This is a genomic window from Ruegeria arenilitoris (assembly GCF_013032445.1).
Lineage (GTDB): Bacteria > Pseudomonadota > Alphaproteobacteria > Rhodobacterales > Rhodobacteraceae > Ruegeria > Ruegeria arenilitoris_F.
This window is the reverse complement of record NZ_WQCA01000007.1, coordinates 143,488-162,279: the sequence shown is the minus strand read 5'-3', so window position 1 is coordinate 162,279 and position 18,792 is coordinate 143,488. Positions and strand designations below refer to the sequence as shown.

Here is an 18,792-nt window from a genome sequence, read left to right as displayed (position 1 = left end):
CATGGCAGATTATCGCACAATTTCCTTGGGTGGGTGTCAGCGGTCCAGAAGCTGATTCAACAGCAAGGAATCGTACATCACGGGTGGAGAACTGCGAACAGATTCCGGTGAGGCAAAGAAGGCCAGCATAAGGGCGATGAGCATCAACAGAGCACCGATTAGACAAAGGCTGGCAATATTCAATGCAGACCGCAGCATGTTGGGCTCCTTATGATTGTTGAGACCTGTCCGGTTTCGGGGGTCAGGACAGTTGGGCCAGTTGCTGTTTCAGTTTTTCGTTTTCGGCCTGAAGCTGCGCCAACTGCTGCCCAAGTGCGTTCAGATGCGGGCGCAGTTCAGCTTCGGTAAAGCGCGGCGTGATATGCCTTGGGCAGTTCCAGTCCAAGGCCTCTACCTTAATGATGGCGGCACGTTCGGCAGGGGCGTCGGCGCCCTCGGGATACAGGCTGGCTGCTGCGGCTTCGCCTTCAGTGAATTCCACCCGGCCTAGTATCTTGAGGCGCCGCTGGTTGGCATAATCCATCAGGATCAGCGCGATCCGATCGTTCCCGTCCAGATTCCCGCGCGAGATATACTGTTTGTTGCCGGAAAAATCGGCGTAGCCGATGGTTTGCGGGCCCAATACCTTCAGGAAGCCGACCGGCCCGCCACGATATTGGACGTAAGGCCAGCCAGTCTCGGATACAGTCGATTGATAAAACCCGTCGCGCGTTTGGATAAAGTCCTTTTCGGCCGGTCCGATTTGGTGCCCTTGCTGCGGACCGCCCTCGATAAACTTGGCGTAGGTTTTGGCCGAGCCCATTCTTTCCTGATGAGCCCGAACGGCGGGGGTAAAGGTCAATTCGGAAAAGGCGCGCGGCATGATCTATCCTCTCACAAGCCCAGGTCAGACAGACCGGGATGATCGTCAGGGCGGGGGCCTTGGGGCCAGTGAAACAGGCGCTTAGCCTCGGAAATCGGCAAGTCGTTCAACGAGGCGTGTCGCTTGGCCATTCGACCATCGTCGGCAAATTCCCAGTTTTCGTTGCCATATGACCGGAACCACTGACCGCTTTCGTCCCGCCATTCATAGGCATAGCGGACGGCAATTCTGTTACCGGAAAAAGCCCAGAGCTCTTTGATCAGCCGGTAGTTCAGTTCCTTGTTCCACTTGCGTGTCAGAAAGGCGTGGATGGCTTCGTGACCGTCAAGGAACTCTGACCGGTTCCGCCATTGGCTGTCATCGGTATAGGCCAGCGTGACCATATCAGCATCACGGCTGTTCCACGCGTTTTCAGCCATGCGAACCTTCTGAATGGCGGTTTCCAGCGTGAAAGGCGGCAGAGGCGGGCGGCTCATCACATGGTCTTTCATGTCAACGCGGCCGCAATTAGCGCCAAAGTTAATAGAACGGGAACGTATTGGGAGGCGAAAAGGCTGGCATGGCGTCTCATCTGGGTACTCCATGGTTAACAGATCGGTACATCTTTAACCCAATGTGTACCGATCGGTAAACTTTTGCAAGTCTTATTTTGAAATTTTACAAGGCAGCTCTCGGAGGTTGTTCTTTCACCTTTCGACCATTATGTACTGATCTGTACACTCAGGAGCCCGTATATGCGCCCAAACAAACGTGACGAACTGGTCCGCAAAGCCTTGCAGGTTTTTTATCGCGACGGCTTTCACGCCACGGGGATGGACAAGTTGGTGGTTGAAACGGGTGTCTCCAAAACCTCGATGTACAAGCATTTCCGTACCAAGGAGGATCTGATCCTTGCCGCGCTGCACTTGCGGGACGAGAGTTTTCGAGAGGATTTCCTGAGCCGTATCAGCGAGATATCCGACACCCCGGCCGGTCAGTTGATCGCCAGCTTTGACGCTTTGGGTGAGTGGTTCAGCGAGGAAGACTACCGTGGCTGCATGTTCATCAAGGCTGGGGCGGAATATCAGGAAGAGGATCATCCGATCCACAAACAGTCGGCGGAACACAAGCAGATATTGCTGGATCACTTTACCGATCTGGCCCGCAAAGCTGGCGCGCGCGATCCGGAACACTTGGCCTGTCAGATCGTACTGTTGCAGGAGGGCGCTATCGTTTCGGCAGTATTCCTGAAGTCCTGCGATCCGGCGCAAGATGCCAAGGCGGCGGCGCAAATTCTGCTGGACAACGCGCTGGCGTGAGCTTGGACTGATCATCAAAACGACGTTGCGTTCCAGTGCCTCGGGGCGGATTGGAATGCGAAACTCCTGCGGCTAGGCTTGTCATGAAAAGACGAGGGGGAGGATGTCGTATGCCGCTTTTTACCACGACTGCCGGTTGGGTTGCCGAAGAACACCAGATGTTCGCTGAAATGGCGGACAGGTTCATGAGTGAAGAACTGGCTCCTAATCTCGACCGCTGGAACGAGACCGGTGTTGTCGACCGTGATATGTGGCGCAAGGCGGGTGACATGGGATTGATGGCCGGTGCGATCCCCGAAGCTTATGGCGGAGTTGGGGGCGGCATCGGGTTTGACGCGGTGACGTTGTATGCTCAGGCGTCGCACGGCGATTCCGGTTGGGGATACGCCATTCAGTCCATCGTCGTTCACTACATCAACATCTATGGCAGTGAGGATCAAAAGCGGAAGTGGCTGCCGCGTCTGGCCTCGGGCGAGATGGTTGCTGCGCTGGCCATGACTGAACCCGGAACTGGTTCCGATGTGCAGTCCATTCGCACGACCGCAGACAAGGACGGCAATTCCTATCGGCTGAACGGGTCCAAGATTTTCATCACTAACGGCCAGTCGGCGGACTTGATCCTGGTGGCCTGCAAGACAGATAAGACACAGGGGTCCAAAGGGGTTTCGTTGGTCGCTGTGGAAACCCAGGATGCAGAGGGTTTTCGCAAGGGGCGGAACCTCAAGAAGCTGGGAATGAAGGCCAATGACACGGCCGAGTTGTTCTTTGAAGACGTCAAGGTGCCGATGACCAACCTTCTGGGTTCGGAGGAGGGGCAGGGTTTCTATCAGATGATGAAACAGTTGCCGTGGGAACGTCTGACCATCGGCATCGGAGCGCTGGGCGCGATTGATTTCGCCATCGCAGAAACGGTGAAATACACACAAGAGCGTAAAGCATTTGGCCAACGGGTGATGGATTTCCAGAACACTCGCTTCAAACTGGCCGAGTGCAAGACCAAGGCCGAAGTTCTGCGCAGCTTCGTCAATGACTGTATTGCGCGGCTTGAGGCGGGAACCTTGGATGCCGCCACCGCCTCGATGGTGAAATACTGGGGGTCGGAAGTTCAGAACGAGGTCATGCACGAATGCCTGCAACTGTTTGGCGGCTATGGGTTCATGATGGAATACCCGATCGCCCGCCTCTACGCGGACGCGCGTGTTCAGATGATCTATGGTGGCACCAATGAGATCATGAAGGAACTCATCGCCCGGTCGTTGGACACCTAGTCAAACCGGGGTTTCTCCCGCCCGTCGTCGACGTTTCTGGCGAAACATCTCCTCCCGTTGGGCCAGGCAGACGCGGGCGCAGCCCGCGTCTGCCTGGCCCCCCTGCCGTCCGCAGGACGCAAGGCCAAAGGCCGCGCAGTGTGAGGTCAGTCAATTTTTACAGGCACGGCGCCTGATCAATCTGGCCTTGCAGCCACGCGCGAAACGACTTCAGCGGTTCAGATTCCGCACGGGAATGCGGCCAGACAAGAAAAAAGTCCCCAAGGCTCACCCCTGGTCCGTGCCAAGCTTGTACCAGTCGGCCCGCTTTCAGGTCGGCCTCTACCAGATAGCTGGGCAGCAATGCCACGCCCAACCCGTGGATCGTGGCCTGCCCCATGGTCGAGAATTGGTCGAACAGCATTCCACGAATCCCGGTAACCTCATGCCCCTGCGCGGCGAACCACTTTTCCCAGGCGTCGGGGCGCGTTTCGAGGTGCAGCAAAGGGGCTTCCGTTAGCCACCCTATGTCATCTGTAACATCGGGCAATAAACCGGGTGAGCAAACCGGCAGTACGTCTTCGCGCATGATGGGCAAGTAGTTCACGCCAGCCCAGTCGCGTTGGCCAAAGTGTATGGCAGCATCGAAACGTTCGGTGTCAAAGTCGAACGGTCGCAGCCGGGTATTCAGGTTTACCGTAACTTCCGGATGGCGGCGTGCGAAATCCTGCAAACGTGGGGCTAGCCAGTGCATTCCGAAAGCGGGCAGGATCGACAGGTTCAGCGACCCTCCGGTCGGGTTAGCTTTCAGTTTCAGAGACGCCTGCGCAAGCTGATTCAGCGCAGTGCGCGCGACTTGAACGTATTCTTTCGCCGCAGGTGTCAGGTGCAACCGCATCTGGCTACGTTGGATCAGGTCCACACCCAATTGCTCCTCCATCGACTTGAGCTGTCGGCTGATCGCGCTTTGGGTCAGGGAAAGCTCTTCGGCGGCGGCTGAGGCACTGCCAAGGCGGTCGACGGCTTCAAGCGCAAGCAGAGAGGGGATCGAAGGCAAAAACCGACGCGGGGCTATCATATGACTAATCCTCATACCTTTCGGATGGAATATCACTGGCATTTGGGGCGCGCCAGCCCGATACACATACAGGCTTTTCTTTTGGGTGACCGGGTGAGAACCTGCGTGCTATCCAAGATAAAATCGCCCATCTAAAGAGTTGAAAGACCGGGGAACAGGCCATGGATCGCGCTCAGATCGTTCACGAAAACTTCCTGACCCGGGTTGCCAAAGGTGACTTTCCCGACGGTGCAGCACCGCGGCCAGGTCTCAGCAACACCGACGCGGTGTCGCTGTTTCGGTCTCAGGTTCTAAGCCGCGCGTTGGATCGCACCAGCCGTGCAATGCAGAAGGCGGGGCAGGGGTTCTATACCATCGGCTCATCCGGGCATGAGGGGATGGCGGCTGTCGCGCACGCGTTGCGCCCTAACGATATCGCCTTTCTGCACTATCGTGATGCCGCGTTTCAAATTGCTCGGGCCGAGCAGGTGCCCGGCCAGCAGATCGCCTGGGACATGCTGTTAAGCTTTGCTTGTTCCAAAGAAGACCCGATCTCGGGCGGGCGGCATAAGGTGCTGGGCTCCAAGGCGCTAATGATCCCGCCGCAGACTTCGACCATCGCCAGTCACCTGCCCAAGGCGGTTGGCGCGGCCTATAGTCTGGGCGCGGCACGGCGGCACACCCCCGAGCACCGGGAATTGCCCGAGGATGGGATTGCGATGTGTTCATTCGGGGACGCTTCGGCCAACCATTCCACGGCGCAGGGGGCGATCAACACCGCCGGGTGGACCAGCGTACAATCGACGCCGCTGCCGCTGCTGTTTGTGTGCGAGGACAATGGCATCGGTATCTCGGTCAAAACGCCGAAAGGCTGGATACAGGCGTCGATGGAGCATCGTCCGGGCATCAAGTATTTTCAGGCCAACGGGCTGGACATGTATGAGACCTTCGCCGTTGCGCAAGAGGCCGCAGACTACGTACGCACCCGCCGCAAACCTGCCTTCCTGCACCTGAAAACCGTGCGCCTTTATGGTCATGCCGGGGCGGATGTACCGACCACCTATCTGTCGAAGTCCGAGGTCGAATCGGACGAGGCCAAAGACCCCTTGCTGCACTCTGTGCGTTTGTTGGATCAGGCGGGTGCGTTGTCGCCCGCTGAGGCGCTGAAAGTCTACGAGGACACCTGCGCCCGTACAGACCGAGTCGCATCCGAGGCGGCCAAACGTCCGCATCTGGCCAATGCCGCAGAGGTGATGGCCAGCCTGATCCCACCCAAGCGCCCCTGCAAGCCCACCAACGGTCCCAGTACAGAGACCCGGGCCAAGGCCTTTGGCGGCGACCTGCGCGCGATGGATGATCCGCAGCCCATGAGCCGCCTGATCAATTGGGCGCTTACCGATCTGATGTTGGAACATGGTGAGATCGTCTGCATGGGCGAAGACGTTGGCCGCAAGGGCGGCGTTTATGGCGTGACCCAGAAGCTGCAGCAGCGGTTCGGCCCGGACCGGGTGATCGACACGCTGCTGGACGAACAGTCCATTCTTGGGCTGGCGATTGGTATGGGGCATAACGGGTTCATCCCGATCCCCGAGATCCAGTTCCTCGCCTATCTGCATAATGCCGAGGATCAGATCCGGGGCGAGGCCGCGACCCTGCCGTTTTTTTCGAACGGTCAGTTCACCAACCCGATGGTGCTGCGGATTGCGGGGTTGGGCTATCAGAAAGGGTTCGGCGGGCATTTCCACAACGACAACTCTCTGGCCGTGCTGCGGGACATTCCGGGTGTAATTATTGCCTGCCCCTCCAGCGGAGCGGATGCGGCGCAGATGCTGCGTGAATGCGTGCGATTGGCGCGGGAAGAGCAGCGCGTGGTGGTGTTTCTGGAGCCTATCGCCCTCTATCCAATGCGGGACCTGCGTGAGGCGCAGGATGGCGGGTGGATGACAACCTATCCCTCACCGGATCAACGCATCGCGCTTGGTAAGGTTGGTGTGCACGGGGACGGTACCGATCTGGCTATCGTGACCTATGGCAACGGGCACTATCTGTCCCAGCAGGCCCTGCCCGAATTGCAGGCCGCAGGCGTGAAGACCCGGATCATCGACATGCGCTGGCTCGCGCCGCTGCCGGCCGAGGCACTGCGCGAGGCCACCAAACCCTGCGCGCATGTTCTGGTCGTGGACGAATGCCGTCGCACCGGTAGCCAATCCGAGGCGCTGATGACGTTCTTCAACGAGTATAGCCCCGATACCGCAACCGCCCGCGTTGTGGCCGAAGATTGTTTCATCGCCACCGGCCCGGCCTATGCTGCTCCGCTGCCGTCGAAGGACGGCATCGTTGCCGCCGCGCTCGCTTTGACCGGAGGTCGCCCATGACCCGTACTGCTGTTGTGATCTGCCCCGGGCGGGGCACGTATAACAAGCCCGAGTTGGGCTATCTGCACCGCCATCATGCGCAGCGGATGGACCTGTTTCGCAGTTTCGACGCCATCCGCGCCGAGGCGGGGCAGGAGGCCGTGACCGCGCTGGATGGCGCAAGCCGTTATACGGTCAGCAAGTATTCGCGCGGTGATGTGGCCTCACCCCTGATCTATGCCGCTTCGCTGGCCGACGCGCAGACCATTGCTGAGGATATCGAGGTGGTCGCGGTCACCGGCAACTCGATGGGGTGGTATATCGCCTTGGTCGCAGGTGGTGCCCTGTCACCGCAAGACGGGTTTCGCGTGGTGAACACGATGGGCACGTTGATGCAAGACCAGCTAATCGGTGGCCAATTGGTCTATCCGTTTGTGGGTGAGAACTGGAAAAACAACGCAGCCCGCAAGGCTGAACTGCTGGCCGATGTGACGCGGATCGACGCGTCTGATGGGTGCGATCTGGCGCTGTCCATTGATCTGGGCGGTATGCTGGTTCTTGCGGGAAATGAGGCGGGTCTTAAGGCGTTTGAGGCTGTGCACCCTACAATTCAGGACCGTTTCCCAATGCGGCTTCCCAACCACGCGGCCTTTCACACCGCGTTGCAGGCCCCCGTTGCGGCTGAAGGGCGCGCCCGGTTGGGCGCCGAGATGTTTGGCCAGCCCGAACGCCCCCTGATCGATGGACGTGGCAAAATCTGGTGGCCGGGTGCGACGGATACGCAGGCGCTTTGGGATTATACGCTGGGTCATCAAGTGACCGAGGCCTATGACTTTACCCGCGCGATCCACACCGCAGCACGTGAATTTGCACCCGACCTATTTATCGTGACGGGCCCCGGTGCGACGCTGGGCGGGGCTGTGGCCCAATCCCTGGTTCTGGCCGACTGGCGCGGCATGTCCGACAAGGCGGCGTTCCAGACGCAGCAGGACGCGTGGCCCTTTCTGATCGCCATGGGCCGCGACGATCAAAGGGCGCTTGCAACCGGCTGACCAAGCCCTGATGATCCGCACAAATTCAAGGAGCCCGGCGTGAGCGACCACAACCAGTCACTCTGGCTGAAAACCTGCCGAGAGCATGTCGAAAGCCTTCCCCTGACCAAAGATCTGGCCGTTGATCTGGCTGTGATCGGTGGCGGTTATACGGGCTGTTCCGCTGCGCTGACGGCGGCGCGGGCCGGGGCGTCTGTGTGTCTGCTCGAGGCGCAGGAGATCGGCCATGGTGGCTCGGGCCGCAATGTCGGGTTGGCAAATGCCGGGTTGTGGCTGCCGCCCGACGACATTCGCCAGCATCTTGGTCGCGACGCAGGGGATCGTCTGATTAACCTGCTGGCCGCCGCGCCCGGCGATGTTTTTGATCTGATCGCAAAGCATGACATCAACTGCGAACCGGTGCGGAACGGCACGTTGCACTGCGCGCATTCCACCAAAGGTTTGCGAGACCTGCAGGAAAGGCACGCGCAGCTATCCGCCACGGGCGCGCCGGTTGAACTGCTGTCTGCCAACCAGACTGAGCAGCGCACCGGAAGCGCCGCGTTCCAAGGTGCTCTGTTCGATCCGCGCGCGGGGACGATCCAACCACTCAGCTACGTCCGGGGCCTTGCTCGCGCTGCCGCCGAGGCCGGAGCGCGAATCGCGACCCAAAGCCCGGTCCAATCCATGCAGCACAGCGACGGCGTTTGGATGCTGGAAACCGATCGCGGCACAGTGCGTGCGAAGTCGGTGATACAGGCTACCAACGCCTATCATCAGGGGCTGCAGGCGACCGCTCCGGAATATGTGCCGGTCTATTATTTCCAGTTCGCGACCGCGCCGCTGTCCGACAATCTACGCTCTAGTATCCTGCAGGGCGGAGAGGGCTGCTGGGATACCGGCCTGATCATGACCTCGTTTCGCATAGACGGTGAAGGACGACTGATCATCGGTGCGATGGGCGATCTGGGGCAAGCGGGCCGCATTGCTCACACCGCTTGGATCAAACGCAAACTGGCTGAGCTTTTCCCGCAACTGGCTGACCAGCCACTGATCGAGGGATGGCACGGCCGGATCGCAATGACATCGGACCACATTCCCAAGATCACGCAGGTAGGCCCTAACGCGCTGTCGGTGCACGGGTATTCCGGGCGCGGCATCGGCCCGGGCACGGTGTTTGGTCGCCTTATGGCCGAAAGCCTGCTGCAGGATGATCCGTCGCTATTGTCCGTTCCAGTAGTTTCGGAGTACCACGAACGCTGGACCGGCCTGCGGCGCGCCTATTTCGAAACCGGTGCGGCGTTGACCCATTTCGTCAAGGCGCGGTTCTGATCATGGTAACTCAGTCCTGCAACGCTGCGGCGACGGCCTCGTTCCGGGTGCGCGACCAAGGATGGGTCGGGTTGTTGTGCGCGCAGGTGACAGACCACGTAGATTGAGACCTTTTATGAGGATTGTCAGAAAAGCCCGCAGCGACTCGCCGCCCAGACCGGTGAGATTAGTTTTGCTCGAACTATCTGTGACTGGTCATGTATGGATTTGAAGTCCGGCACGCATTAGGTGACAGTCATCATCAGGAGGTGCGCGATGGGGATCCGCTTTTTCTCGGATAGGAACCGACCGGTCCACATGGGCCGGTATCCTTTGGAGCGGCTGGCGCGGCAGGTTCCGACGCCTGACTTGGCTGTGGTGAAACCGATGCGGACGCTCAGCTTTCACCGCCCGGATCAGCCTGAAAGCATCGTCAACGCGATGGGTGAGTTTCAGGCGATGATGGACACCATCCGCGACGGGTTCGTAAACCCGGTGGTTTCCGAGGTCCCGGACGATCCGGTTGAACGCGCCAATCATTTGAAGGCGTTTGGTTATTTCAACGATGCCTCGATGATCGGTTGTGGCCCGCTGCCGCCCGAGGCGATGCTGGCTGAACCACGGCGCACCCCTGATATCGACCGTTTGGCTCATGCACTGAAGACACGGCAGACCAAGACGCTGGCCTCAGGCATTGACCTGATCATGGCCGATCTAAAGGAAAGCATGGAGGCCGCGCCCAGGCCGATGGACACGCACCGCCATGCCATCGTTTTCCTCTACGAACACAACCGCGAGCCTGATCCAGAAGAGCCCGGCGCGGAATGGATCATCGACGCGCAGGATCACCGAGCTTGCCTGTTGGCGACAGAGAACGCCGTGGTGATCGCCAACTATATCCGCCTACTGGGCTATGACGCGCGAGCGCATACGGCGATGTCCTCCGAGGTTGACCTGAGCAGATTAGCGGTCGCGGCGGGTTTGGCCTCGGTCGAGGATGGCGACATTATTGCCCCATGGCTGGGCAAGCGCTTCGGTCTGGCCGCCGTGACCACCGAGATGGAAATTGCCCATGACCAGCCCCTGCAGCCGATGGCGCAGCAGCCGTGGTTCCGCACTCAGGGGCCCGCGTGGTGGTTGGGCGCTGGTTTTGCCAAGAACGCACTGAACCGTGACCCTTACGCCAAGCGGCGTTATGTGGACGGGGCGCATCCGTTCGAGAATCTTAAGCGGGTTGAGACGCCGACCACCTATATCGACGAAGAAAACGTCGCCCGCGTGCCCAAACGCGCCGATATGTTCGCGCGGGCGCAGTTCGGGGATATGGGCAAGCATCTGCAGGATGCGGCGAAGGGCGGCTACTACGTACGCAAGTCCGCGCCGAGTTTCGCGCAACGCCGCGCGCTGGGCGCGTTTGTTCTTCTGCAGGACGGCGACAGCGCCGATGCGACGCCGCCGACCGACGCCGCCCGCAACGCTGCGAACATAAAGGCCGCGACTTATTTCCTTGGCGTGGATGCGGTGGGCCTCAGCCGGTGCCCGGACTGGGCGTGGTATTCCCATGATGCGACGGGCGAGGAGATCACTCCGCCACACGATCAGGCCATCAGCATGATCATCGATCAGGGCTATGAAACGATGGAGGGCGCCAGCGGCGACGACTGGATCAGCGTGGCCCAGTCGATGCGCGCCTATCTGCGCTTTTCCTTGTTGGGCGGGGTGATCGCGCAGCAGATCCGCAATCTCGGTTACAAGGCCAAGGCGCATACGGTGATGGATGGCGAGGTGTTGCAGCCTCCGCTGTTGTTGCTGTCCGGCCTAGGTGAGGTCAGTCGGATCGGCGAGGTCATCCTGAACCCCTATCTCGGTCCGCGTCTGAAATCCGGTGCGGTGACGACGGATATGCCGGTGGAGCACGACAAGCCGATTGATTTCGGGCTGCAAAGCTTTTGCGAGGCGTGCAACAAATGCGCGCGGGAGTGTCCTTCGGGGGCGATCACCGCCGGGCCGAAGCTGATGTTCAACGGCTATGAAATTTGGAAATCCGACAGCCAGAAATGCGCCACCTACCGGGTGACCACTCCGGGCGGAGCAATGTGCGGGCGGTGTATGAAGACCTGTCCGTGGAACCTTGAAGGGATATTCAAGGAACGCCCCTTCCGCTGGGCCGCGATGAACATTCCGCAGGCCGCACCTGTGTTGGCAAAATTGGACGATGCGGTCGGTAATGGCGGGTTGAACGACACCAAGAAATGGTGGTGGGACATCGAGTTGCAGTCGGATGGCGCGTACCGCCCAACGGAACACCCTCTGAACCGGCGCGACCTGCAAACCGATCTGGACTTGAAATACGAAGATCAGACGCTGGCCGTCTACCCCGCCTATCTGGCCCCGCATCCCTGGCCCTATCCCTTCGCCATGGACCGCGAGGCCGGAATCGCGGCCTATCAGGAAATGGTGACAGCCAAGGAATACCAAGCCCGCAAGGCTGCCGGGGACATGTCGGTCATCCACCGCTATACCATCGCTGGGGACGCACCAGTGATGCGGGTCGAACTGACGAAGGTCGACAAGATGACGGCAGACGTGACCAAATACGAGTTCTCGGCGCTTAACGGTGTTCCACTGCCAGAGTGGACTGCGGGCGCGCATCTGGATGTTCTGGTCGCGCCGGAATTCCTGCGGCAGTATTCCATGTCCGGTAACCCCTCGGACCGGGCGACCTATCAGATCGGCGTGCTGCGCGAGGATGAGGGGCGCGGCGGCTCGGCCCTGCTGCATCGTATCTTTAACGAGGGGCGCAAGGTTTTCATCTCGAAGCCGATCAATCATTTCGAGTTGGAGGAAACGGCGACCAAAACCTTCCTGATGGGCGGCGGCATCGGCATCACCCCGATGATTGCATTTGCCCACCGTTTGCACGCTTTGGGCAAACCGTTCGAGTTGCACTATTCCGCCAGCACCCGCGCCGGTGCGGGGTATCTGGACGATCTGGCTGCGATGCCTTGGGCGGATCACGTGCACTATCACTTTTCGGACGAAGGCACGCGCGCTGATCTGAATGTGATCCTGTCCGGTTATCAGGACGGCTGGCATGTCTACACCTGCGGTCCGGACCGCTATATGGACGGCGTCATGCAGGCGGCGGAATGGCAGGGTTTCCCCGAGGATGCGCGGCATCTGGAGTACTTCTCGGTTCCCGAACAGCCGGAGTATGAAAACCATCCTTTCACGCTGAAGCTGGTTCGGTCGGGGCGTGAGCTGGCGGTCCCTGCGGAAAAGGACGCCGCGCAGGTTTTGAATGAGGCAGGAATTCACGTGGATGTGAAATGCGCCGATGGCATCTGTGGGGTTTGCAAATGCGGTGTGGTTTCCGGCAAAATCGAACATCGCGATTTCGTTCTGTCCAACAAACAACGCGAGAGCGCTATCATACTGTGCCAAAGCCGAGCGGCACATCCCGATGGCGTGATCGAGATTGACCTCTGACATAAGGTCAGGAAACGACATCCGGTAACATAAAAATTGGTCGCTCCTGCCATGGACGCCGGGGGGTTGCTGCACTAACGTCCCCTGCGAACCCCAGTCTACCCTGATCAACAGGTGCGAGGTATTTCATGGATTATCACAGCCCCGCCAGCTTTGCCGAGGCGTCGGCACTGGCCGCAAACGCGACGGGCACCACACGATTTCTGGCAGGCGGCACGGATGTGCTGGTACAGCTGCGTTCGGAACTGGTGACGCCTGATACGCTAATCGACATCAAGAAAATCGACGGCGTGCGTGATATCACGCGCAACGCCGATGGCAGCTGGAGGCTCGGCGTTGCCGCCACCGGTGCCGAAATGAGTGAGCATCCCGAGCTTGGTCGCGACTGGCCCGGTGTGGTTGAAGCCATGGATCTGATCGGCTCGACACAGGTACAAGGGCGCGCGACATTGACGGGCAACCTGTGCAACGGCTCTCCGGCGGCGGATTCGGTTCCGGCGATGGTGGCTGCAGGAGTGACCGTGACGGTGACTGGAACGGACGGAGACCGCGAGGTGGCGGTCGAAGATATCCCCACCGGCCCCGGCAAGACGTCGCTGGCGAAGGGAGAGGTGATATCCTCCGTCAACATCCCCGCGCGCGGCGAGAATGGCGGTGATGCTTACCTGCGATTCATCCCGCGCACCGAGATGGACATCGCCGTGGTCGGCGTCGGCGTGAACCTGCGTCTGGACGGCGATACCATCACCGAGGCCCGGGTGTCTTTGGGCGCGGTGGCTCCTACTGTTCTGCTGGTTGAAGACTGCGCCAAGGCAATCATCGGTAGCAAACTGGATGACGTCGCGCTGGACGCTTTGGCGGCAGCAGCATCAGCTGCCTGCAACCCGATCGACGACAAGCGCGGCACTATCGAATTCCGGACCGAGGTCGCTGGCGTTCTGGCCAAGCGTGCCGCTAAAATCGCCTATGCCCGTGCGAAGGGAGAGCAAGCATGAGCAAGTTCCACGTATCCACCACCGTGAACGGAGACACGGTCGAATACCTTTGCGACCCGCGCGAAACTCTGCTGGATTGTCTGCGCGACAAGCTGAACCTGACCGGCGCGAAAGAGGGCTGCGGCACCGGCGATTGCGGCGCGTGCTCGGTCACCGTTGATGGCCGTCTGGTCTGTTCCTGCCTGATGCTGGGTGTTGAGGCTGACGGTAAGACCATCGAAACCGTCGAGGGTATCGCGGACGGCGACGTTCTGCACCCGCTGCAGAAGAAGTTCATCGAACACGCCGCCCTTCAATGCGGTATCTGCACCCCGGGCATTCTGGTGGCGGCCAAGTCGCTGCTGGAGAAAAACCCCAACCCGACCGAAGAGGAAACCCGATACTGGCTGGCAGGCAATCTCTGCCGCTGCACCGGTTATGACAAGATCATTCGCGCCGTGATGGAAACGGCAGAAGAACTGCGGGAGGCTTCGTAATGGCACTCGACGATCGCAAATCTGAATTCACTTTCGTTGGTACCCGCCCGGATCGCCCGGATGGGATGGACAAGGTGACAGGCCGCGCCAAATTCGGCGCCGATGCCTATGCGCCGGGGATGCTGCACGGTGCCATCCTGCGCTCGCCGCACGCCCATGCGCGGATCGTGAAGATCGACACTTCGAAAGCTGAGGCGCATAAGGACGTCAAAGCTGTTGTGACACGCGCGGACTTCGCCGAAGTGCCGTTCAAGCCGGGTCTGGAAGGCGAATTCTGGAACGTGCTGGAAAACGTCATGGCGGGGGAAAAGGCCTTGTATGACGGGCACGCGGTAGCAGCCGTTGCGGCCACGTCAGCCCTGGCGGCGCGCGATGCGCTCAAGCTGATTGAGGTTGAATACGAGGTTCTGCCCCACGTCACCGACGTGGACAAGGCGATGGCACCCGACGCTCCCGTGATCCGCGAAGGTGCTGCGGATTATTCCGTGCCCGAAGGGATGCACCCGAACGTCGTGCGCTACCATGAAAGTGGTCATGGTGATGTTGAGGCCGGCTTTGCCGAGGCTGATTTGGTGATGGAAGACAGCTTTGTCACCGAGGCGACCCATCAGGGTTACATCGAACCCCACGCCTGTCTGGGGATGCTGGGCAATGACGGCAAAGGTGAGCTTTGGTGCACCACCCAAGGCCACTGGATCGCGCAGAAGACCTGTGCGGCTCTGCTGGGGATCGAGACCTCGCAACTGCGGGTGACCGCATCCGAGATTGGCGGCGGCTTCGGCGGCAAGACCACTGTTTTCATCGAACCCGTGGCACTGGCACTCAGCCGTAAGGCCAACCGCCCGGTCAAACTGGTGATGAGTCGGTCCGAGGTGTTCCGGGCGACTGGCCCGACAGCCTCGGCCTCGATGGACATCAAGATCGGCATGAAGAAGGACGGCACAATCACCGCGGCGCGCGGCGACTTCCGCCTGCAGGGTGGGGCATTCCCCGGCGCTCCGGGCGATATGACGGCCATGTGTGCTTTCGCGGCGTACAACCTGACCAACGTCAAACAGATCGGCTATGACGTCATGGCCAACCGCCCGAAGCAAGCCGCCTATCGCGCGCCCGGCGCGCCGATGGGGGCCTTTGCCGTTGAGTCGATCATCGACGAAATGTGTAAAAAGCTGGGCCTGGACCCCATCGACGTTCGCCTGAAAAACGCCGCGCACGAAGGCACCAAGGCCAGCTACGGCCCGCGTTACGAGCGCATCGGTCTGGTCGAAACGCTCGAGGCTGCCAAGGCGCATCCACATTACTCGGCTCCGTTGAAACCGGGGCAGGGACGTGGGATTTCCTGCGGCTTCTGGTTCAACCATGGTGGTGAAACAAGCGTGTCGCTGGCCTTGTCTGAAGATGGCTCGGCGCAGCTGATGGTCGGCACGCCCGACATTGGCGGTTCGCGGGCATCCATGGCGCTGATGGCGGCTGAAGTGCTGGGCATTCCCTATGAGAATATCCGTGTCACCATCGCCGACACCGCGACGCTGGGCTATAACGACGTCAGCCATGGCTCGCGCGTGACCTATGCCAGCGGTCTGGCGACGATCAAGGCGGCCAGACACGCGGTTGAGAAACTGTGTGAACGCGCGGCGGCCAGCTGGGGAATCCCAACTGACGCAGTGAAATGGGAAAACGGCTGTGCTGTGCCTTCGGGCCCAAATGCAGGTGACTTCGACCCGCGCCCGCTGGCGGACATTACCGCTCATATGGGTTCGACTGGTGGCCCGATCTCAGGCCATTTCGAGGCCACTCCCGAAGGGGCGGGCGTGTCTTTCGGCACCCATATAGTGGATGCCGAGGTCGATCCGGAAACCGGCAAGACTAGCGTCACCCGCTACACGGTCATTCAGGACGCTGGCAAGGCGATCCACCCGACTTACGTGGAAGGCCAGTATCAGGGCGGTGCCGCGCAGGGCATCGGCTGGGCACTGAACGAGGAATACATCTATGGCGACGACGGTCGCCTGCAAAACTCGATCTTCCTTGACTACCGCATCCCGGTTGCCAGTGACCTGCCGATGATCGACACGGTAATCGTCGAAGTGCCCAACCCCGGCCATCCGTTCGGTGTACGTGGTGTTGGGGAAACCGGTATCGTGCCACCCTTGGCCGCTATCGCCAACGCGGTGTCCCATGCGGCGGGCGTTCGGATGAAGCAACTTCCGATGTCGCCGCCCCGTATTCTCGCGGCGCTCAAGGACAATGGTTGAGGTCCACCTCTGGTCCGGTCTCCGGTCTCTGACCGGGGGGCAGCAGGTGGTGGAGGTTCAGGCCAAAACCACCGGCGAACTGTTGCGGGAACTGGTTCGGCAGCACCCGCAGCTTCAGGGACCGATTGATGCGGGCGTGTCCGTCGCTATTGACGGGCGCGTCATCGCCACCGGCTTGACCGAGCCGATCCCAGAAGGCAGCGAGGTTTACCTGATGCAGCGTCTAAGGGGCGGTTAAGCCTTAGGCGACCACGGCTCGCGACCGACCATCCGGTCGGCTTCGGCGGTGATGTCGTTCATATGCTGTTCAAGACTTTGGCGCAGGGCCTCGATCTGTTCTTCCGAAGCCTTACGCGGCACGGTTTCGGTCCATTCACGGCACAGAAACACACCCTTGTTCCGCCAGGGGCGGGGCATCAGTAGCCGGTCCCATGTCCCCGCTTCGCTGCCATGCTGCGCGGAAAAAGTGATCCCAAACACCCGCTTGCCCGAGGTGCGCGCCCAGACCAAAGGCACCGTGGACAGCACTCGCTCGGGCCCGCGCGGGCCATCGGCGGCGATGCCGATGGAAATCCCCTGCTTCATCTTTCCGATCACTTCGCGCGACACTGCAATGTTGTTTGAGTGTTTGCTGGTCATGGCAATTGTGTCCATGCCGAACAGTTTCTGCACCCGACCTACCATGCTGCCTGCCCGTGCGGAGGATGTGATTGAGCAGATGCGCCCCTTGTCCAGCGGAAAGAAATAGGGCGATTGCGCCAACCGTTGATGCCAAAGCACAACGATGACCGGCTCACCCTGTTCGGCCAACTGGTCCAATTCCTCGTATCCGATACGTTGCCATTCGGTGTTGCGATTGACCAACCGGATATAGCTCGCAATCCGTCGCGCAGCCCAGTTCAAAACGGCCTCGCTGTTGGCGATTTTCTTGCGAATACTCACGGATGGGGTCCTTTATGCTGACCAAACCGTGTCTTATAGAACTCAACGCCGCGCGCAACTTGTTTGTCGAATGCATTAGTCGCGCAGAATCTGAAAAAGCCTCTTGAGTCCGCCGCGCGGCTGGCATATCTGAGGCGCACCTTAGGGGTATAGCTCAGTTGGTAGAGCGACGGTCTCCAAAACCGTAGGTCGCGGGTTCGAACCCTGCTGCCCCTGCCATTCCTTCCAATCCCGTTTCCAAGATGTTGCCTTTGCAGCGGCATAGTATTCGCGCATTGTTTAGGCGAGTTGCAGCAGCCAGCCTAACATCTGGGAAGGAGCGGTGCCTGTCTGAGCACCGCATTACCACTTGCAGACGCCGAACCGCCTGGACGTCAGGTCAACAACATCTGGTCTCCGATGTTCGTTTTATGTCGTGTGGGCATTTTCTTCGCATCCTGACCGTCCAGGTTCAGTGCGAGGTCCTTGTAGAAGCCCTTGCTGTCGAACCACCAGCGATGGGATTTGGTCATCGAGCGTTTTCCTTTGGGGACATCGCGCTTGTATTGTTCGTCGCAATGGATGTCCCAATGGCCTTTCGAGGTCAGCTTTGGCATGCCGACTCTGCCGGCGCGTTTCCGACCACCGTTCACTAGGCCGCCGGAGAGTGACAGAACTTTGTCCTTGCCGCTGTAATAGTTCGTGAAACGCTTACTTCGCTTTTTCAGAACAAGATTCCCCCACGCCCCTTTTTCCAACCACGCCGCGTCTACATCGCCCGAAGCAAACATCACCTGGTCCGCTGACCAGATCTTATTGCCCGGACCGGCAGCGTCGCCAAAATCAGAGAAGGCGCGCAGAACAACCAGAGTTCCCATGGAATGCGCGAGTATGTGGACTTTGGGTTTGGAGGGCATACCTAGCAAGGGCAACATACCGTCTCCAACTAGGTGAGGTGCCACCGTTTTGGCATCAGCACGGTCCCGGTCGTAAGCGTGGGGCGATCCGTCGCTGGGCCAGTCAAACGCGACGACTGCGCCCTTGAAACCGTTTGATCTGGCGCCGTTTTCAATTTTTTCCAAACGATCCAACATGTCCGTCTGGCTTGTGTTGAACCCGTGAACGTAAATTAAAACTGCCGAGTCTCCGCCTTGCTGGCGTACGAGGTTCAGCCAATCGGCCTTTTTGACAATGCTTCCCTTGCGGACACTGCCATCGGCGCTTTTCTTGGTGATGTTGACATATCTCGTTTTCGCTGCCGGCTTCAGAGTAAATTTCTTTTTCTGCGAATTGTAAGTTCGTCGTGAAAAAAACAGTGCCATGTCATCTACTCCAACTAATCCAATCCTAGAATTCTGGCACGAATCTCCATTTCTACAAAGTTTCCTGCCTGGAAAGCGCCAGTTCAGAAAATCGCCACCCACGACGCACTAGTTTCTGGCGAAGCTTTCGGCCAATTTCGGTTGGCGTGAACCGGCCAAACCCGGTTTCCTCTG

At 59.7% G+C, this 18,792-nt stretch carries 16 protein-coding genes and 1 tRNA gene; 11 read left to right on the top strand and 6 right to left on the bottom strand.

All coding sequences use genetic code 11. From position 1 onward, the window contains the following. Positions 1-36 precede the first annotated feature (36 nt). From GOW98_RS11960 to GOW98_RS11950, 3 genes are read right to left on the bottom strand one after another with little or no spacing between them, the layout of a single operon-like run. A complete protein-coding gene (locus tag GOW98_RS11960) occupies positions 37-198 on the bottom strand; it encodes a hypothetical protein (RefSeq protein ID WP_170332258.1) in 162 nt (53 codons plus the stop codon). Between the two features lie 43 nt (positions 199-241). Further along, a complete protein-coding gene (locus GOW98_RS11955) occupies positions 242-862 on the bottom strand; it encodes a pyridoxamine 5'-phosphate oxidase family protein (RefSeq protein WP_170332256.1) in 621 nt (206 codons plus the stop codon). Positions 863-873: 11 nt separating this feature from the next. Next, positions 874-1,338: a DUF1348 family protein gene (locus GOW98_RS11950; RefSeq protein ID WP_217359542.1), complete on the bottom strand. Its 465-nt coding sequence runs from the start codon at positions 1,336-1,338 to the stop codon at positions 874-876. 258 nt (positions 1,339-1,596) lie between these two features. On the opposite strand from GOW98_RS11950, the gene GOW98_RS11945 reads away from it, so the two are divergent. Both GOW98_RS11945 and GOW98_RS11940 read left to right on the top strand, forming a co-directional pair. Continuing rightward, the gene (locus tag GOW98_RS11945) at positions 1,597-2,160 is read left to right on the top strand and encodes a TetR/AcrR family transcriptional regulator (RefSeq protein WP_170332252.1); all 564 of its coding nucleotides are present in this window, start codon (positions 1,597-1,599) and stop codon (positions 2,158-2,160) included. A 110-nt stretch (positions 2,161-2,270) separates the two neighbouring features. Next, entirely contained in the window at positions 2,271-3,428 is a 1,158-nt protein-coding gene (locus tag GOW98_RS11940; RefSeq protein WP_170332250.1) for an acyl-CoA dehydrogenase family protein, read from the top strand. 157 nt (positions 3,429-3,585) lie between these two features. Here the strand turns inward: GOW98_RS11940 and GOW98_RS11935 are convergent, their stop codons facing one another. Further along, positions 3,586-4,485, bottom strand: a complete 900-nt coding sequence (locus GOW98_RS11935; protein ID WP_170332248.1) for a LysR substrate-binding domain-containing protein — start codon at positions 4,483-4,485, stop codon at positions 3,586-3,588. Between the two features lie 161 nt (positions 4,486-4,646). Between GOW98_RS11935 and GOW98_RS11930 the strand changes: the two genes are divergently transcribed. The 8 genes from GOW98_RS11930 (at position 4,647) to GOW98_RS11895 (ending at position 16,613) form a co-directional block, all read left to right on the top strand. Further along, the gene (locus GOW98_RS11930; RefSeq protein WP_170332246.1) at positions 4,647-6,839 is read left to right on the top strand and encodes a dehydrogenase E1 component subunit alpha/beta; all 2,193 of its coding nucleotides are present in this window, start codon (positions 4,647-4,649) and stop codon (positions 6,837-6,839) included. Next, positions 6,836-7,870: an ACP S-malonyltransferase gene (locus GOW98_RS11925; protein WP_170332245.1), complete on the top strand. Its 1,035-nt coding sequence runs from the start codon at positions 6,836-6,838 to the stop codon at positions 7,868-7,870. The genes GOW98_RS11930 and GOW98_RS11925 overlap by 4 nt, the downstream gene beginning before the upstream one ends. 39 nt (positions 7,871-7,909) lie before the next feature. Continuing rightward, the gene (locus GOW98_RS11920) at positions 7,910-9,181 is read left to right on the top strand and encodes an NAD(P)/FAD-dependent oxidoreductase (protein WP_170332243.1); all 1,272 of its coding nucleotides are present in this window, start codon (positions 7,910-7,912) and stop codon (positions 9,179-9,181) included. Between the two features lie 255 nt (positions 9,182-9,436). Next, entirely contained in the window at positions 9,437-12,649 is a 3,213-nt protein-coding gene (locus tag GOW98_RS11915) for a reductive dehalogenase (RefSeq protein WP_170332241.1), read from the top strand. A 128-nt stretch (positions 12,650-12,777) separates the two neighbouring features. Further along, on the top strand, positions 12,778-13,644 hold the full coding sequence (locus tag GOW98_RS11910; protein WP_170332239.1) for an FAD binding domain-containing protein: 867 nt from the start codon (positions 12,778-12,780) through the stop codon (positions 13,642-13,644). Beyond that, positions 13,641-14,120 (top strand): (2Fe-2S)-binding protein, encoded by a 480-nt coding sequence (locus GOW98_RS11905; protein WP_170332237.1) that lies wholly within the window; start codon positions 13,641-13,643, stop codon positions 14,118-14,120. The genes GOW98_RS11910 and GOW98_RS11905 overlap by 4 nt, the downstream gene beginning before the upstream one ends. Then, positions 14,120-16,375 (top strand): xanthine dehydrogenase family protein molybdopterin-binding subunit, encoded by a 2,256-nt coding sequence (locus GOW98_RS11900; protein WP_170332234.1) that lies wholly within the window; start codon positions 14,120-14,122, stop codon positions 16,373-16,375. The genes GOW98_RS11905 and GOW98_RS11900 overlap by 1 nt, the downstream gene beginning before the upstream one ends. Continuing rightward, positions 16,368-16,613 carry a MoaD/ThiS family protein gene (locus tag GOW98_RS11895; RefSeq protein ID WP_170332233.1) on the top strand — a complete coding sequence of 82 codons (246 nt, stop codon included), beginning with the start codon at positions 16,368-16,370 and terminating at the stop codon, positions 16,611-16,613. Before GOW98_RS11900 ends, GOW98_RS11895 begins: the two co-directional genes overlap by 8 nt. Here the strand turns inward: GOW98_RS11895 and GOW98_RS11890 are convergent. Beyond that, a complete protein-coding gene (locus GOW98_RS11890; RefSeq protein WP_170332230.1) occupies positions 16,610-17,317 on the bottom strand; it encodes a lysophospholipid acyltransferase family protein in 708 nt (235 codons plus the stop codon). The genes GOW98_RS11895 and GOW98_RS11890 overlap by 4 nt on opposite strands. A 143-nt stretch (positions 17,318-17,460) precedes the next feature. Between GOW98_RS11890 and GOW98_RS11885 the strand changes: the two genes are divergently transcribed. Further along, positions 17,461-17,536: transfer RNA gene (locus GOW98_RS11885), tRNA-Trp, on the top strand. A 155-nt stretch (positions 17,537-17,691) separates the two neighbouring features. Here GOW98_RS11885 and GOW98_RS11880 read toward each other — a convergent pair. After that, positions 17,692-18,720 (bottom strand): alpha/beta hydrolase, encoded by a 1,029-nt coding sequence (locus GOW98_RS11880; RefSeq protein ID WP_170332228.1) that lies wholly within the window; start codon positions 18,718-18,720, stop codon positions 17,692-17,694. Positions 18,721-18,792 lie beyond the last annotated feature (72 nt).

Coding starts and splice junctions, on each gene's coding strand:
- GOW98_RS11960 (WP_170332258.1), bottom strand. CDS start 198: ATGCTGCGGTCTGCATTGAATATTGCCAGCCTTTGTCTAATCGGTGCT.
- GOW98_RS11955 (WP_170332256.1), bottom strand. CDS start 862: ATGCCGCGCGCCTTTTCCGAATTGACCTTTACCCCCGCCGTTCGGGCT.
- GOW98_RS11950 (WP_217359542.1), bottom strand. CDS start 1,338: ATGAGCCGCCCGCCTCTGCCGCCTTTCACGCTGGAAACCGCCATTCAG.
- GOW98_RS11945 (WP_170332252.1), top strand. CDS start 1,597: ATGCGCCCAAACAAACGTGACGAACTGGTCCGCAAAGCCTTGCAGGTT.
- GOW98_RS11940 (WP_170332250.1), top strand. CDS start 2,271: ATGCCGCTTTTTACCACGACTGCCGGTTGGGTTGCCGAAGAACACCAG.
- GOW98_RS11935 (WP_170332248.1), bottom strand. CDS start 4,485: ATGATAGCCCCGCGTCGGTTTTTGCCTTCGATCCCCTCTCTGCTTGCG.
- GOW98_RS11930 (WP_170332246.1), top strand. CDS start 4,647: ATGGATCGCGCTCAGATCGTTCACGAAAACTTCCTGACCCGGGTTGCC.
- GOW98_RS11925 (WP_170332245.1), top strand. CDS start 6,836: ATGACCCGTACTGCTGTTGTGATCTGCCCCGGGCGGGGCACGTATAAC.
- GOW98_RS11915 (WP_170332241.1), top strand. CDS start 9,437: ATGGGGATCCGCTTTTTCTCGGATAGGAACCGACCGGTCCACATGGGC.
- GOW98_RS11910 (WP_170332239.1), top strand. CDS start 12,778: ATGGATTATCACAGCCCCGCCAGCTTTGCCGAGGCGTCGGCACTGGCC.
- GOW98_RS11905 (WP_170332237.1), top strand. CDS start 13,641: ATGAGCAAGTTCCACGTATCCACCACCGTGAACGGAGACACGGTCGAA.
- GOW98_RS11900 (WP_170332234.1), top strand. CDS start 14,120: ATGGCACTCGACGATCGCAAATCTGAATTCACTTTCGTTGGTACCCGC.
- GOW98_RS11895 (WP_170332233.1), top strand. CDS start 16,368: ATGGTTGAGGTCCACCTCTGGTCCGGTCTCCGGTCTCTGACCGGGGGG.